Annotated in this window: 12 protein-coding genes and 2 tRNA genes; 9 read left to right on the forward strand and 5 right to left on the reverse strand. The window is 52.6% G+C overall.

The window, feature by feature from the left end; all coding sequences use genetic code 11:
• Positions 1-15: 15 nt before the first annotated feature.
• Positions 16-1,449 carry a serine-type D-Ala-D-Ala carboxypeptidase gene (gene dacB / locus FDW92_RS02220; protein WP_042311282.1) on the reverse strand — a complete coding sequence of 478 codons (1,434 nt, stop codon included), beginning with the start codon at positions 1,447-1,449 and terminating at the stop codon, positions 16-18.
• Between the two features lie 248 nt (positions 1,450-1,697).
• On the opposite strand from dacB, the gene greA reads away from it, so the two are divergent.
• On the forward strand, positions 1,698-2,174 hold the full coding sequence (gene greA / locus FDW92_RS02225; RefSeq protein WP_003025019.1) for a transcription elongation factor GreA: 477 nt from the start codon (positions 1,698-1,700) through the stop codon (positions 2,172-2,174).
• Between the two features lie 153 nt (positions 2,175-2,327).
• On the opposite strand, the gene yhbY is transcribed toward greA, so the two are convergent.
• Positions 2,328-2,621 carry a ribosome assembly RNA-binding protein YhbY gene (gene yhbY, locus FDW92_RS02235; protein WP_003025016.1) on the reverse strand — a complete coding sequence of 98 codons (294 nt, stop codon included), beginning with the start codon at positions 2,619-2,621 and terminating at the stop codon, positions 2,328-2,330.
• A 125-nt stretch (positions 2,622-2,746) separates the two neighbouring features.
• On the opposite strand from yhbY, the gene rlmE reads away from it, so the two are divergent.
• The 4 genes from rlmE to glmM all read left to right on the forward strand — a co-directional run bounded on the left by rlmE (position 2,747) and on the right by glmM (position 7,688).
• Positions 2,747-3,376, forward strand: a complete 630-nt coding sequence (gene rlmE / locus FDW92_RS02240; protein ID WP_006687879.1) for a 23S rRNA (uridine(2552)-2'-O)-methyltransferase RlmE — start codon at positions 2,747-2,749, stop codon at positions 3,374-3,376.
• A gap of 99 nt (positions 3,377-3,475) precedes the next feature.
• Complete coding sequence (gene ftsH / locus FDW92_RS02245; RefSeq protein WP_003025013.1) at positions 3,476-5,410, forward strand: ATP-dependent zinc metalloprotease FtsH; 1,935 nt, start codon at positions 3,476-3,478, stop codon at positions 5,408-5,410.
• Between the two features lie 99 nt (positions 5,411-5,509).
• Positions 5,510-6,358, forward strand: coding sequence for a dihydropteroate synthase (folP, locus tag FDW92_RS02250; protein ID WP_042311280.1), 849 nt, complete (start codon positions 5,510-5,512; stop codon positions 6,356-6,358).
• The gene (gene glmM / locus FDW92_RS02255) at positions 6,351-7,688 is read left to right on the forward strand and encodes a phosphoglucosamine mutase (protein WP_042311278.1); all 1,338 of its coding nucleotides are present in this window, start codon (positions 6,351-6,353) and stop codon (positions 7,686-7,688) included. The genes folP and glmM overlap by 8 nt, the downstream gene beginning before the upstream one ends.
• Positions 7,689-7,736: 48 nt before the next feature.
• Here the strand turns inward: glmM and dcuC are convergent, their stop codons facing one another.
• Entirely contained in the window at positions 7,737-9,200 is a 1,464-nt protein-coding gene (gene dcuC / locus FDW92_RS02260) for a C4-dicarboxylate transporter DcuC (RefSeq protein ID WP_042311277.1), read from the reverse strand.
• Between the two features lie 10 nt (positions 9,201-9,210).
• On the reverse strand, positions 9,211-10,344 hold the full coding sequence (gene iadA, locus FDW92_RS02265; protein ID WP_042311275.1) for a beta-aspartyl-peptidase: 1,134 nt from the start codon (positions 10,342-10,344) through the stop codon (positions 9,211-9,213).
• Between the two features lie 148 nt (positions 10,345-10,492).
• Between iadA and FDW92_RS02270 the strand changes: the two genes are divergently transcribed.
• The 3 genes from FDW92_RS02270 (at position 10,493) to FDW92_RS02280 (ending at position 11,982) form a co-directional block, all read left to right on the forward strand.
• Positions 10,493-11,386, forward strand: a complete 894-nt coding sequence (locus FDW92_RS02270; RefSeq protein WP_042311273.1) for a LysR family transcriptional regulator — start codon at positions 10,493-10,495, stop codon at positions 11,384-11,386.
• A 167-nt stretch (positions 11,387-11,553) separates the two neighbouring features.
• On the forward strand, positions 11,554-11,886 hold the full coding sequence (gene secG, locus FDW92_RS02275) for a preprotein translocase subunit SecG (RefSeq protein WP_006687886.1): 333 nt from the start codon (positions 11,554-11,556) through the stop codon (positions 11,884-11,886).
• A 9-nt stretch (positions 11,887-11,895) separates the two neighbouring features.
• A tRNA-Leu gene (locus tag FDW92_RS02280) sits at positions 11,896-11,982 on the forward strand.
• 196 nt (positions 11,983-12,178) lie between these two features.
• Here FDW92_RS02280 and argG read toward each other — a convergent pair.
• On the reverse strand, positions 12,179-13,522 hold the full coding sequence (argG, locus tag FDW92_RS02290; protein ID WP_042311271.1) for an argininosuccinate synthase: 1,344 nt from the start codon (positions 13,520-13,522) through the stop codon (positions 12,179-12,181).
• 334 nt (positions 13,523-13,856) lie between these two features.
• Here argG and FDW92_RS02295 point away from each other — a divergent pair.
• A tRNA-Met gene (locus tag FDW92_RS02295) sits at positions 13,857-13,933 on the forward strand.
• Positions 13,934-14,004 lie beyond the last annotated feature (71 nt).

Genomic DNA, 14,004 nt, shown 5'->3' on the forward strand with positions numbered 1-14,004 from the left:
GCGGCCCGTTTTCTATCAGTTATTCTGATAAATATCCTTGTACAACCGGCTCTCAAAGCGAACCAGCGGAATACGACGATTACGCTGATCAGCCGGCTCTACCGCATAACCCGACAGATACTGCACAAATGCCATGCGCTGACCGCTTGCCGTGGTGATGAAGCCTGCGAGGTTGTAGACGCCCTGTAGCGAGCCTGTCTTCGCCGATACTTTGCCATCCACGCCAGCCTGATGCAGGCCCGCACGGTATTGCAGGGAGCCGTCATGGCCCGCCAGCGGCAGCATAGTAATAAAGTTCAGCTCGTTATCGTGCTGTGCGATGTATTGCAGCACCTGCATCATGGTCGCTGGGGCAATCAGGTTATGGCGGGAGAGGCCAGAACCGTCGGCGATAATGGTGTTGCCGATATCAACGCCCGCTTGCTGACGCAAAATCTGGCGTACGGCATCGGAACCTGCCCGCCAGGTGCCCGGGACGTTAAATCGTGCATGGCCAATCATGCGGAAAACGGTATCGGCGATCATGTTGTCCGATTTTTTCAGCATAATCTTAAGCAGGTCATGCAGCGGCGCTGACTGTTTGCTGGCAACCACGGTTCCCGGCTCGTTGACCTGCGTCTGGCGCAGCAGCGTGCCGCTGTAAGTGATACCCGCTTGTTTTAGCTCATCTTTGATAATCGCCCCAGCATAGCTGGCACCGTCCTGAATGGCGAACGCCAGCGGCAGCGGGTCGGCGCGTTGAGGTAGGCATCCGGTCAGCGTGAAGCGGTTGAGATCGCCTGGAACCACGTCCAGTTCACAATATTGCGCTTCGGCAGAGCCACGCGCGAGGGTTCGCACCTGGCTGAACATGGTGACCGGGTAGTAGGATGCCACGCGAATAAATGCCAGATCGTTCGGTTTTTGCGCGCTGTAGAGCGAAATCGAGAAACAGTTGCGATCGACAATGGCTGCGGCTGGCGGGGCGCTAAAACATTGCGTCATGTCGTTCCAGGGCCAACCGGGGGCTTTATCATGACTGGCGAAAATAGAGGTGTCGATCAGAACATTTCCGGCAATTTGCGTCACACCCGATTTTTTCAGGGTCGTCACCATATTGCGAATATCCTGGCGTTTTAGCGTCGGATCGGCACCAAATCGCGCCACTAAGTCGCCTTTCAAGATGCCGCCTTCCACGTTGCCTTTCGTCTCAAGCGTGGTGGTAAAACGGAAGTCAGGCCCGAGCTGAATCAACGCCGCCAGCGCGGTGATCACTTTCTGGGTACTGGCGGGGAGCGCCATCTGCTGGCTATGAAAATCGATAGCGGGTGCAGGTGCGCCAACCTTCTGTACCATAAGGGCGAGGTTGGCCCCGGCAGGAAGCTGGTTGATGTATTCGTCGACATTCGCAGCCTGAACGCTGAACGCTATACTGGCAGTCAATCCAATGGTAAATCTGGGAAATCGCATAATCTCGCGCTAACAACCTGGAAACAGGCCGTCATACTACGGCGCAACGCCCCAAAAAGTAAACGATGACCCATAGGGAACTCCAGGGTAAAATGATCATCAAATAGAGAATTGTAGCTGACCTGGGACCTTGAGCCCCGGGTCGGTATTTTTTTGCTTCTGACTCTGGCATGGCGTATGCCAGAGTGGGCTTAGCAGCCGGGGTGAGAACCATCGCCCCCTACAGGAATGTTCAAGAGGTATAACAAATGCAAGCTATCCCGATGACCTTACGTGGTGCTGAAAAACTGCGCGAAGAGCTGGATTTTCTGAAATCTGTGCGCCGTCCTGAAATTATCGCCGCTATCGCGGAAGCGCGTGAACACGGTGACCTGAAAGAGAACGCGGAGTATCACGCGGCTCGCGAACAGCAGGGATTCTGCGAAGGACGCATTAAAGATATCGAAGCTAAACTGTCCAATGCGCAGGTGATTGACGTCACAAAAATGCCGAACAATGGTCGTGTTGTTTTCGGCGCGACGGTTACCGTTCTGAATCTCGATAATGACGAAGAGCAGACCTGGCGTATTGTTGGTGATGATGAAGCTGATTTTAAACAGAACCTGATTTCAGTGAACTCGCCTATTGCTCGTGGCCTGATTGGCAAAGAGCAGGATGACGTCGTCGTTATCAAAACGCCGGGCGGTGAAGTTGAATATGAAGTAACGAAGGTCGAATACCTGTAATTCGCATCTTGGTTAAGATGTTGATACATTGTAAAGAAAGGAAAAAGGCCGCATAGCGGCCTTTTATCAACGAAGAGAGCGTGGCATTTTGCTCTCCTGCTAGCGGAAAACCCCGCGTTTTACACAAACTTCGTGTGCGACTTTGGGATATTCTTAGCGTGGCAGCGAGATTTTACGTTCTTTAGTCGGGCGATACAGTACCAGCGTTTTGCCGATGACCTGTACATTGCAGGCGCCGGTTTCGCGTACGATAGCTTCCACGATCAAGGTTTTGGTATCGCGATCTTCCGAGGCGATTTTCACCTTGATAAGTTCATGGTGCTCTAGCGCTTGTTCAATCTCGGCCAGTACCCCTTCGGTCAAACCATTATTGCCAAGCATAACTACCGGCTTGAGCGGATGTGCCAGACCTTTCAGGTGCTGTTTTTGTTTAGTACTCAGATTCATCGTATATTTTTGCTTACGTTGGGATTGAAAACGGGTCATTCTACCGCCATCTCCCATATATCACCAAATAGCTGTGTAGAAATTTACACCATTGGTTACGATGAACTGCCCTTTGGGAATGTGAAATGACAGGTAAAAAGCGTTCTGCCAGCTCGAGTCGCTGGCTTCAGGAACACTTTAGCGATAAATATGTTCAACAGGCGCAGAAAAAGGGGTTACGTTCCCGTGCCTGGTTTAAACTTGATGAAATACAGCAAAGTGACAAAATTTTTAAACCGGGGATGACGATTGTTGATCTCGGCGCTGCACCGGGTGGCTGGTCGCAATATGCGGTTACGCAGATCGGCAACAGCGGCCGCATTATCGCTTGCGATCTTTTACCTATGGATCCAATCGTTGGTGTGGACTTCCTTCAGGGCGACTTTCGTGATGAATTAGTCCTGCAAGCGTTACTTGAACGCGTAGGTGACAGTAAAGTACAAGTTGTCATGTCTGATATGGCGCCAAATATGTGTGGAACACCGGCGGTGGATATTCCCCGGGCCATGTATCTGGTAGAGCTGGCGCTTGGAATGGCTCGAGATGTTTTAGCGCCAGGTGGTAGTTTTGTAGTGAAGGTGTTCCAGGGCGAAGGCTTCGATGAGTATCTAAGAGAGATTCGCTCCCTGTTTACGAAGGTCAAAGTTCGTAAGCCGGACTCTTCTCGCGCCCGTTCGCGTGAAGTGTATATTGTAGCGACCGGGCGTAAACCATAACCGGTAGATTTCAAACGAAAGTTTGAAAGAAACTGGATATAGAGTATCCTGACGCTGTTTTTAACACAGTTGTAATATGAGGTTAATCCCTTGAGTGACATGGCGAAAAACCTAATTCTCTGGCTGGTCATTGCCGTTGTGCTGATGTCAGTATTCCAGAGCTTTGGGCCCAGCGAGTCTAATGGCCGTAAGGTTGATTACTCTACCTTCCTGCAAGAGGTCAATCAGGACCAGGTTCGTGAAGCGAAGATCAACGGACGTGAGATTAACGTTACCAAGAAAGATAGTAACCGTTACACGACCTACATTCCGGTTAACGATCCGAAGCTGCTTGATAACCTGCTGACCAAAAACGTCAAGGTTGTCGGTGAACCGCCTGAAGAGCCGAGCCTGCTGGCTTCTATCTTCATTTCCTGGTTCCCAATGCTGCTGCTGATTGGTGTCTGGATCTTCTTCATGCGTCAAATGCAGGGCGGTGGTGGCAAAGGCGCCATGTCGTTCGGTAAGAGCAAAGCGCGCATGCTGACGGAAGATCAGATCAAAACCACGTTTGCTGACGTTGCGGGTTGTGACGAAGCGAAGGAAGAGGTTGCTGAGCTGGTTGAATACCTGCGCGAACCGAGCCGTTTCCAGAAGTTGGGCGGTAAAATCCCGAAAGGCGTCCTGATGGTCGGTCCTCCGGGTACCGGTAAAACCTTGTTGGCGAAAGCTATCGCCGGTGAAGCGAAGGTTCCATTCTTTACAATTTCCGGTTCTGATTTCGTGGAAATGTTCGTGGGTGTTGGTGCATCTCGTGTGCGTGACATGTTCGAACAGGCCAAGAAAGCGGCACCGTGCATCATCTTCATCGATGAAATCGACGCCGTAGGCCGCCAGCGTGGCGCTGGTCTGGGCGGTGGTCACGATGAACGTGAGCAGACGCTGAACCAGATGCTGGTTGAGATGGACGGCTTCGAAGGTAACGAAGGTATCATCGTTATCGCGGCAACTAACCGTCCGGACGTTCTTGACCCTGCGCTGCTGCGTCCAGGCCGTTTCGACCGTCAGGTTGTGGTTGGTCTGCCGGACGTTCGCGGTCGTGAACAGATCCTGAAAGTGCATATGCGTCGCGTACCACTGTCTCCGGATATCGATGCGGCAATCATTGCCCGTGGTACCCCTGGCTTCTCCGGTGCGGACCTCGCGAACCTGGTGAACGAAGCGGCGCTGTTTGCTGCTCGCGGCAACAAGCGCGTGGTGTCGATGGTTGAGTTCGAGAAAGCGAAAGACAAAATCATGATGGGTGCGGAACGTCGCTCCATGGTGATGACGGAAGCGCAGAAAGAATCTACCGCGTATCACGAAGCTGGCCACGCGATTATCGGTCGCCTTGTGCCGGAACACGATCCGGTACACAAAGTAACGATTATCCCACGCGGTCGTGCGCTGGGTGTGACCTTCTTCCTGCCTGAAGGCGACGCAATTAGCGCCAGCCGTCAGAAGCTGGAAAGCCAGATCTCCACGCTGTATGGCGGTCGTCTGGCGGAAGAGATCATCTACGGTGCTGAACATGTTTCTACCGGTGCGTCGAACGACATCAAAGTCGCGACTAACCTGGCACGTAACATGGTTACTCAGTGGGGCTTCTCCGATAAACTCGGTCCGCTGCTGTACGCTGAAGAAGAAGGCGAAGTGTTCCTGGGACGTTCTGTTGCGAAAGCTAAACATATGTCCGATGAAACGGCTCGTATTATCGATCAGGAAGTTAAGCTGCTGATTGAGCGTAACTATGACCGTGCGCGTCGTCTGCTGAACGAAAACATGGACATTCTGCACTCGATGAAAGATGCGCTCATGAAATATGAGACCATCGATGCACCGCAGATTGATGATCTGATGGCTCGCCGCGACGTGCGTCCGCCAGCGGGTTGGGAAGAACCGGGTTCTTCTAACAACAACTCTGGCAGCACCGGCAAGCCGAGCGCGCCGCGTCCGGTTGATGAACCGCGTGCGCCGGACTCTGGCACCATGTCAGAGCAACTGGGCGACAAATAAGTTATCGTTGATGATGACCGTGTTTTAATTGAAAACCCTGGGGCTTGCTCCGGGGTTTTTCTTATCTGCATACTCAAGATTTTTACCAGGGATAAAACTATGAAACTCTTTGCTCAGGGTTCTTCACTGGATCTCAGCCATCCTCACGTCATGGGGATTTTAAACGTTACGCCAGATTCTTTTTCCGATGGCGGGGCGCACAACTCTCTGGTTGAGGCGGTAAAACACGCAAATCTGATGATTAACGCTGGGGCGACTATCATTGATGTGGGGGGGGAGTCCACGCGTCCGGGCGCTGCTGATGTGAGCGTGGAAGAAGAGCTGCAACGAGTTATCCCCGTGGTGGAGGCGATTGCTCAACGTTTTGAAGTATGGATTTCCGTCGATACCTCAAAACCCGAAGTGATTCGCGAATGCGCGCGGGTCGGCGCACATATCATTAATGACATTCGTTCACTCTCGGAACCCGGGGCGCTGGAAGCCGCCGCGGAAACCGGACTGCCGGTTTGTTTGATGCATATGCAGGGGCAGCCGAAAACCATGCAGGAAGCGCCAAAGTACGAGGATGTGTTCGCTGAGGTAAATCGTTACTTTGTTGAGCAAATAGCACGTTGTGAACGAGCCGGAATCACAAAAGATAAATTGTTGCTCGACCCGGGATTCGGATTCGGTAAAAATCTCACCCACAACTACACATTACTGGCGCGCCTGGCTGAGTTTCATCATTTTGATCTGCCGCTGCTGGTTGGAATGTCACGAAAATCAATGGTTGGTCAACTACTGAATGTGGGGCCATCCGAACGCCTGAGCGGTAGTCTTGCGTGCGCGGTGATTGCCGCAATGCAGGGGGCGCAGATCGTTCGTGTCCATGACGTCAAAGAAACCGTAGAAGCGATGCGTGTGGTGGAAGCCACATTGTCTGCAAAGGAAAACAAACGCTATGAGTAATCGTAAATATTTTGGCACTGATGGGATCCGTGGTCGCGTAGGCGACTCCCCAATTACCCCTGACTTTGTGCTCAAACTGGGGTGGGCGGCAGGAAAAGTGCTGGCACGTCATGGTTCACGAAAAATTATCATCGGTAAAGATACGCGTATTTCCGGCTATATGCTGGAATCTGCGCTGGAAGCGGGCCTGGCTGCCGCAGGTCTTTCTGCCTCTTTCACTGGCCCAATGCCAACACCTGCCGTTGCTTATCTGACGCGTGCTTTCCGTGCGGAAGCCGGGATCGTTATCTCCGCTTCGCACAACCCGTACTATGACAACGGGATCAAATTTTTCTCTATCGACGGCACCAAACTGCCGGATGCGGTTGAAGAGGCCATAGAAGCCGAGATGGAAAAAGCGATCACCTGCGTGGATTCGGCTGAGCTGGGTAAAGCCACCCGTATCGTCGATGCCGCCGGTCGCTATATCGAGTTTTGCAAAGGCACCTTCCCGAATGAACTGAGCCTGAGCGAGCTTAAAATTGTGGTGGATTGCGCTAACGGTGCGACGTATCACATTGCGCCAAATGTACTGCGTGAGTTGGGCGCCAATGTTATCGCCATTGGTTGTGAGCCAAACGGCGTTAACATCAATGAAGAGGTCGGCGCTACCGACGTCCGTGCCCTGCAAGCGCGTGTGATCGCAGAAAAAGCCGATCTGGGTATCGCGCTGGACGGCGACGGAGACCGCGTGATCATGGTCGACCACGAAGGCAATAAGGTCGACGGTGACCAAATCATGTATATCATCGCCCGTGAAGCGCTGCGTCAGGGACAACTCCGCGGTGGCGCGGTAGGCACGCTGATGAGCAACATGGGCCTTGAGCTGGCGTTGAAACAGTTGGGTATTCCGTTTGCCCGTGCGAAAGTCGGTGACCGCTATGTCCTGGAAAAAATGCAGGAAAAAGGCTGGAGTATCGGTGCGGAAAACTCAGGCCATGTGATCCTGCTGGATAAAACCACCACCGGTGACGGTATCGTGGCAGGTCTGCAGGTGCTGACCGCGATGGTGCGCAATCATATGAGTTTGCACGACCTGTGCAGCGGCATGAAAATGTTCCCGCAACTGCTGGTTAACGTTCGTTATACCGCAGGTAGCGGCGATCCGCTGGAAAATGACAATGTGAAAGCGGTGATGGCAGACGTGGAAGCGGCGCTGGGTAATCGTGGACGCGTCCTGTTGCGTAAGTCTGGTACTGAACCATTAATTCGTGTGATGGTTGAAGGTGAAGACGAGGCGCAGGTAACTGAATTCGCCCACCGTATTGCAGATGCAGTGAAAGCGGCGTAAACACTGAAGACAGTGAGAGCCGGAGTCTGAGACTCCGGCTTTTTTTTACTATACCGCCAGCGGCTGTTTACGTCGGCGTTGCCAGAAATACCCCCCGAGCATCAGCAGTACAAGGACTGCCAGCCACGGCAGAACCGCCAGTAAATGCCCTGACCGGGCAAAAGTCAGCGCAATCATTAGTAGCCAACCCCCGAGCATCGGGATCGCGGTGCGCTTGACAATATCTACTGGCGATACGCCGGCAATGCCCGCGATGGCAATGATGACGCCAGCAATGGGAGATAACGTACGACCAATACCCGCTGATATCTGGATAGGTAGCATCATCACTGCGATATCGCTGCCGATATGGCGGCTGATGTCCGGCACCATTGGGGCGAAGGAGAAAAATGCCGCATTTCCGGAACCCATCAGCGCTGAAATCGCAAAGGTGATAAGTGTCATCAACAGGATAATTGAGGCGGCGCTGAGACCAAATTCACCGGAAAGCGACAGCAGTGCGTCGACGGCGCCAATGGCTTTCAGTCCGGCAGAAAAAACTTCACCGGCGATAATCAGCGTCACCACGGTGGCAAAAACGCTGCCCATGCTGTCGAATACCTTTTGTACGCCAGCCATGACTTCCCGGGCTTTACGATGGCGTCCGTACTCACAAACCAGCGTAATGGCCAGACTTATCAGTACGGCGGTATCCAGCGTAATTTTGAGCGAGCTGAACACTAAATCGCTGCACACCAGCATCAACACCAGCGGCAGCATGGGCAAAAACAGCCAGCCGATCGGGGCGTCGGCTTCTTCGGTCGACGTTAATGTCTGCATCTGCTGAGCCGCATTGTCACCGCTTTCCCGACGATCGAAAAAGCGTTGCACAACAATATGCAGCAGCGCGATGAAAAGGATAACGGGGACGACGATCGGCAACTGATCCTGCACGAAATAGTTCACGACCTCGATACCTGCGGTTTTGGCGGCGAGAACTGAGTTGCCGGAACCGGGGCCAAACTCAACCGCACAGGTACTGGCGATAACGGCGGCAACGGCGGCGCGACTGCAGCCCAGTCGGGTCAGCAGTGGGTAAAGCGTCGCCATTAACAACAGGCCCAGTCCGGTAGCGCTGCTGATAAACAGCGACAGGAATTGGCCCAGCAGCAGCGCCAGTCCCAACAGCAGATAAGGCGAGTTCAGACGCTGCAACGGACGAGACGTCACCCGAACCAGCACCTGGCTTGCGCCAATGGCCGACATATAGGTAGCGAAACCACCAATCAGCATAATTTGCAGCCCAAGACCGCCAAGGCGCACGCTCAGGGTATCGCGAATAAACTCAAAGGCGTCGAAGGGGCCAAATCCGGTGCTTTTTTTCACCAGACTACTGAGTGTCGTCATGCCGCTAAAATGCGCGATCAGCAGGAGAACAATCCCGGTCAACAGCAGCACTGACTGGGGATGATACTTTTTGAGAATCAGACGTCCGGCAAAGATAATGGCGATTAGCGCCAGTAATAATGACATTCTCGCTTCCTCACTCAAAGTTGCCGGTGACCTGGCACTCGCCATCGCGCAGCAACGGTTTACCCGCAGCAAACAGATGGGCCAGCGAGAGGTCATCATTAAGTACGCAGATATCGGCACGTTCCCCGGCGCTGAGCACACCGCCGGAAATACCCAGCGAGCGTGCGACGTTTGCCGTCAACATGGCGATCGCCTGAGAGACCGGAATTCCCACATCAATCAGGCGGGGAAGCAGGTTAAGGTTCCCTGCGACCGGCGCCGCGCTTAAACCCTCCACGATACCCTGAGCGTTAAAGCGCGGCACGCTGCCATTGCCGTCAGAACTGATCGTTATGCGCTCGGCCGGAACCTGCGCTTCCAGGGCGTGGAGAATCGCCTGCTCCTGAGGTGTAAAGCGGCTGCCGCCAGACGTAACGTCGATATGGCCGCCGCGATGGGCGAAAGCAATCGCCTGTTCGAACAAGGGTTCTGTTCTCGCCACATGCGTCGGCGAAATGTGGTGAATCGGAATGCCTGCATCACACAGCTCAAGCAGTTGCGACATCCCTTCCGGTAGATTCCCCAGGTGGACATGCAACAGCCCTTTTTTCCCGGCCAGTAAGGAAGATACGCGGATATCGCTGACTATTCTCAGCAATTCCTGGAAAGAGGGATACGAACCGCGGTGATCGGCGAGCGCGATTTTTACGCCAAGAATCGCCGGAATAAATGCCATGTCATCGCGGATGGATCGCGTAATGGTCGGGCTGGGTACCGCGTAGGCTCCCGTGTGCATAAACGCACGCAGTCCTTCGAGATTAAGGGACTGCATTTTGGCGTAGAGATCTTTCGGTGAGCGAGAAATAGCGTCGGTACCCAACACGCCGACGACCGTGGTAATGCCCGCCTGAATCAGATCGCGCAGCTTGACGGCTGGCGTCCGACTGGCAAACCCGGCTTCCCCGCCGCCACCGGTAAGATGGACATGCTGATCGATGATACCAGGGATAACCCATTTACCCCGACAATCGATGACCTCTTTGACGCCATCAAAGAGTGAAATATCTTTTTCTATCGCCACAATTCGGTCGGCATGAATAAGCAGGGAGCAGAGGCCTAAATCCTCAGGGGAAAAAACACGGGCATTGGTCAGTAAAGTAAACATATCGGTCCTGTCAAACGTCGAGGGTGAGAGTCGGCAGGTGAAACGGAATATTGTTGTTATGACGCTCACCATAAAGCCATTACTATATCTATGACTATTACCGATTTGTTATTGGAGGATGCGGTTATGGCATGGTGGAGAGTTAAACGTGGATTGTAAGTGGCTGGAAGATTTTCTGGCGTTGAGTCAGCATGGAAATTACTCTCAAGCCGCTGCGCAGCGGCATATTACTCAACCTGCACTCAGTCGGCGTATTAAAGCTCTGGAAGAGGTGCTTGGCGTGCCATTGTTTGATCGGACCACGACTCCCGTCACGCTGACGCGCTATGGTGAACGTTTTGAGCCCTATGCCCGACACGTCCTCAGTACGTTAACAGAGGCGCGCCACGAGCTATCGGCGATGTCGCCCGCAACGGATAACACGCTGGTCATGGTCAGTCTGCATACGCTGTCGGTCAATATCCTGCCGGATATGATCAACTATTTACGCCAGAGTGAACCACAGCTCAATTTCACGGTAAATGCCAGTATTCAGGGGATAGACAATCACTTTAATGCGCTGATTGACCGGCAGATTGATTTGCTGGTGACATACGACTTACCGTCAGCGCAGCCGGGGCTGGAGATCGCCGGCGGATTAAAACGTTCGCTATGGCGATATGAACGATTTATTCCGGTTATTTCTGCACAGCTGGCGGATACGCTTGACGATCCGCAGGTGTCTATTCCGTGGCTCTGCTACAGCGACTATACCTTTGTCAGACGCATTATTGAGCCGGCAGAACAACGCGTCCGTCCGCGCCTGAAAAAAGTCTTTGAGAGCGGTTTAAGTGAAACGATACGCGAAATGGTGCTGCGCCATATGGGAATGGCATGGTTACCCGAATCAATGGTGGCGGAAGAGTTGGTGAATCAGCAAGTTATTCACTGTTGGCCAGAAAATGGCGATCTGATTTGTGAAATCCCCGTTGTGGTATGGGCTAACCTTGACGATCAACGCGCAGTCATGCAGAGATGCTGGGAGAAATTGCTGCGTTTTTGATTGATATGGCGATTTTTTCCGCAGTTGATACAATGCTAACAAATTGCCCTTGCGAAGGTTATTCGCTTTGGTTAGTATTCACACCCGCTTCAGTGGGAAACAGTAAACATTCCCGCTTTAATGGTCGAAGCATTGTACGCGGCAACTCCGCAAGGAACAGGTTGATTATGCACGAAGCTCTTTTAGTAGTTTTCCTTATTGTGGCAATTGGCCTGGTAGGCTTGATCATGCTGCAGCAAGGTAAAGGCGCTGATATGGGAGCCTCTTTTGGCGCAGGCGCTTCTGGTACTCTGTTTGGTTCAAGTGGTTCTGGTAACTTCATGACCCGTATGACAGCTGTATTGGGAACCTTGTTCTTCATCATCAGTCTGGTGCTGGGTAACATGAACAGCAATAAGACCAATAAAGGAAGTGAGTGGGAAAATCTGAGCGCACCGGCGAAAACCGAGCAAACTCAGCCAGCTGCTCCGGCTCAGCCGACCAGCGATATCCCACACTAAGTATTCTGTACCGAGGTGGTGGAATTGGTAGACACGCTACCTTGAGGTGGTAGTGCCCTAACGGGCTTGTGGGTTCGAGTCCCATCCTCGGTACCAAATTCCAAAAAAAAGACGCTGCAAAGCGTCTTTTTTTTCGTCTGTTATTTATGGTTGTCTGTAGGTCGGATAAGGCGTTTACGCCGCCATCCGACATTATTACAACGCCAGATTGAGCTACGTTTATCAGGCCTACAGACACCTTATATTCCGCGCATAAAAAAGGCCGCTTTCGCGGCCTTAGAATGCTGAATGTTTACTTCGCTTTGTTTTCCAGATTCTCAACCTGCGGCAGGCCGGTCGTTGAAGAGGCGGTCAACAGACCGGCTTTCGCGTAGCCGAACAGCTTCTCGCGGGTATCGGTGATGTCCAGATTACGCATGGTCAGCTGGCCGATACGATCGTCAGGTGAGAATACTGACTCGCCTTTCTCCATGGTCAGACGCTCAGCCTTATAGGTCAGGTTGTCGGACACGGTATTGAGGATCGAGTAGTCGTTGCCGCGGCGCAGCTCCAGCGTCACTTCGCCGGTGATCTGGCTGGCGACCCAACGCTGCAGACCGTCACGCAGCATCAATGCCTGCGAGTCGAACCAACGGCCCTGATACAGCAGTTTGCCCAACTGACGACCATGAGAGTGATATTGCTCAATGGTGTCTTCGTTATGGATACCGGTCAGCAGACGCTCGTAAGCGATGTGCAGCAGCGCCATCCCCGGGGCTTCATAGATGCCACGGCTTTTCGCTTCAATAATACGGTTTTCAATCTGATCGCTCATGCCCAGACCGTGACGGCCGCCGATGCGGTTGGCTTCCAGCATCATTTCTACATCATCGCTGAAGGTTTTACCGTTTAGCGCTACCGGATGACCCTGTTCAAAGCGTACGGTCACTTCTTCTGCCGGGATCTTCACGCTCTCATCCCAGAACTTCACGCCCATAATCGGGTTGACGATTTTGACGCTGGAGTTCAGGAATTCCAGGTCTTTCGCTTCGTGGGTCGCACCGAGCATATTGGAGTCAGTGGAGTACGCTTTCTCAACAGACATTTTGTAGTCGAAGCCGCAGGCGATCATAAATTCGGACATCTCATGGCGACCACCCAGTTCATCGATAAAATCGGTATCCAGCCATGGTTTGTAAATCTGCAGTTCCGCGTTGGTCAGCAGGCCGTAACGATAGAAACGTTCAATATCGTTGCCTTTATAGGTGCTGCCGTCACCCCAGATGTTCACGCCATCTTCTTTCATGGCGGCAACCAGCATGGTGCCGGTAACGGCGCGGCCCAGCGGAGTGGTGTTGAAATAGGTCAGGCCACCGGTGGTGTTGTGGAAGGCGCCGCACTGAATGGCAGCGATCCCTTCGGCAACCAGCTGCTTGCGGCAATCTACCAGGCGAGCATTCTCAGCACCATATTCCATTGCACGGCGAGGAATGGCGTCATAGTCATCCTCATCCGGCTGGCCCAAATTCGCAGTATATGCATATGGGACAGCCCCTTTTTGTCGCATCCACAGCAGTGCTGCACTGGTGTCCAGGCCGCCGGAAAAAGCGATACCAATACGTTGACCTACCGGGAGATGCTTGAGAATCGTCGTCATAAAATAAAACCCTGCTTGATAGACTGGTGAAGAGGTCGGCTTATTATACTAAATGCATTTTTATGCAAAATAAATGAGTTTTCATTTAATCATCTTTTCTGGATGACAGGAAGAGTTTAGTGACAATTTCGTTAAATAGCGGCGCGGATGGCATATTTATCTTGCTGGAGATGCGCTGGTAGGCATTCATTGATTTGCATAGTCGTAACAAGGTTGACATAACGCATAGTGAATCAATATACTGTGTGCAGATTTTACGTCCCGTCCTCGGTACCAAATCCCAGCAGTATTTGCATTTTTTACCCAAAACGAGTAAAATTTGCCACGTTTCAGGCGCGGGGTGGAGCAGCCTGGTAGCTCGTCGGGCTCATAACCCGAAGGTCGTCGGTTCAAATCCGGCCCCCGCAACCACTTTCCCTTAGAGTTCTTTTTCAAATATACTGTGAAGACTTAGGCCTTCGTAGCTGGATTTGAAAAAAATT

Source organism: Citrobacter sp. wls706 (assembly GCF_005281305.1).
Lineage (GTDB): Bacteria > Pseudomonadota > Gammaproteobacteria > Enterobacterales > Enterobacteriaceae > Citrobacter > Citrobacter werkmanii.

Coding starts and splice junctions, on each gene's coding strand:
- folP (WP_042311280.1), top strand. CDS start 5,510: ATGAAACTCTTTGCTCAGGGTTCTTCACTGGATCTCAGCCATCCTCAC.
- glmM (WP_042311278.1), top strand. CDS start 6,351: ATGAGTAATCGTAAATATTTTGGCACTGATGGGATCCGTGGTCGCGTA.
- greA (WP_003025019.1), top strand. CDS start 1,698: ATGCAAGCTATCCCGATGACCTTACGTGGTGCTGAAAAACTGCGCGAA.
- dacB (WP_042311282.1), bottom strand. CDS start 1,449: ATGCGATTTCCCAGATTTACCATTGGATTGACTGCCAGTATAGCGTTC.
- secG (WP_006687886.1), top strand. CDS start 11,554: ATGCACGAAGCTCTTTTAGTAGTTTTCCTTATTGTGGCAATTGGCCTG.
- iadA (WP_042311275.1), bottom strand. CDS start 10,344: ATGTTTACTTTACTGACCAATGCCCGTGTTTTTTCCCCTGAGGATTTA.
- dcuC (WP_042311277.1), bottom strand. CDS start 9,200: ATGTCATTATTACTGGCGCTAATCGCCATTATCTTTGCCGGACGTCTG.
- yhbY (WP_003025016.1), bottom strand. CDS start 2,621: ATGAATCTGAGTACTAAACAAAAACAGCACCTGAAAGGTCTGGCACAT.
- argG (WP_042311271.1), bottom strand. CDS start 13,522: ATGACGACGATTCTCAAGCATCTCCCGGTAGGTCAACGTATTGGTATC.
- ftsH (WP_003025013.1), top strand. CDS start 3,476: ATGGCGAAAAACCTAATTCTCTGGCTGGTCATTGCCGTTGTGCTGATG.
- rlmE (WP_006687879.1), top strand. CDS start 2,747: ATGACAGGTAAAAAGCGTTCTGCCAGCTCGAGTCGCTGGCTTCAGGAA.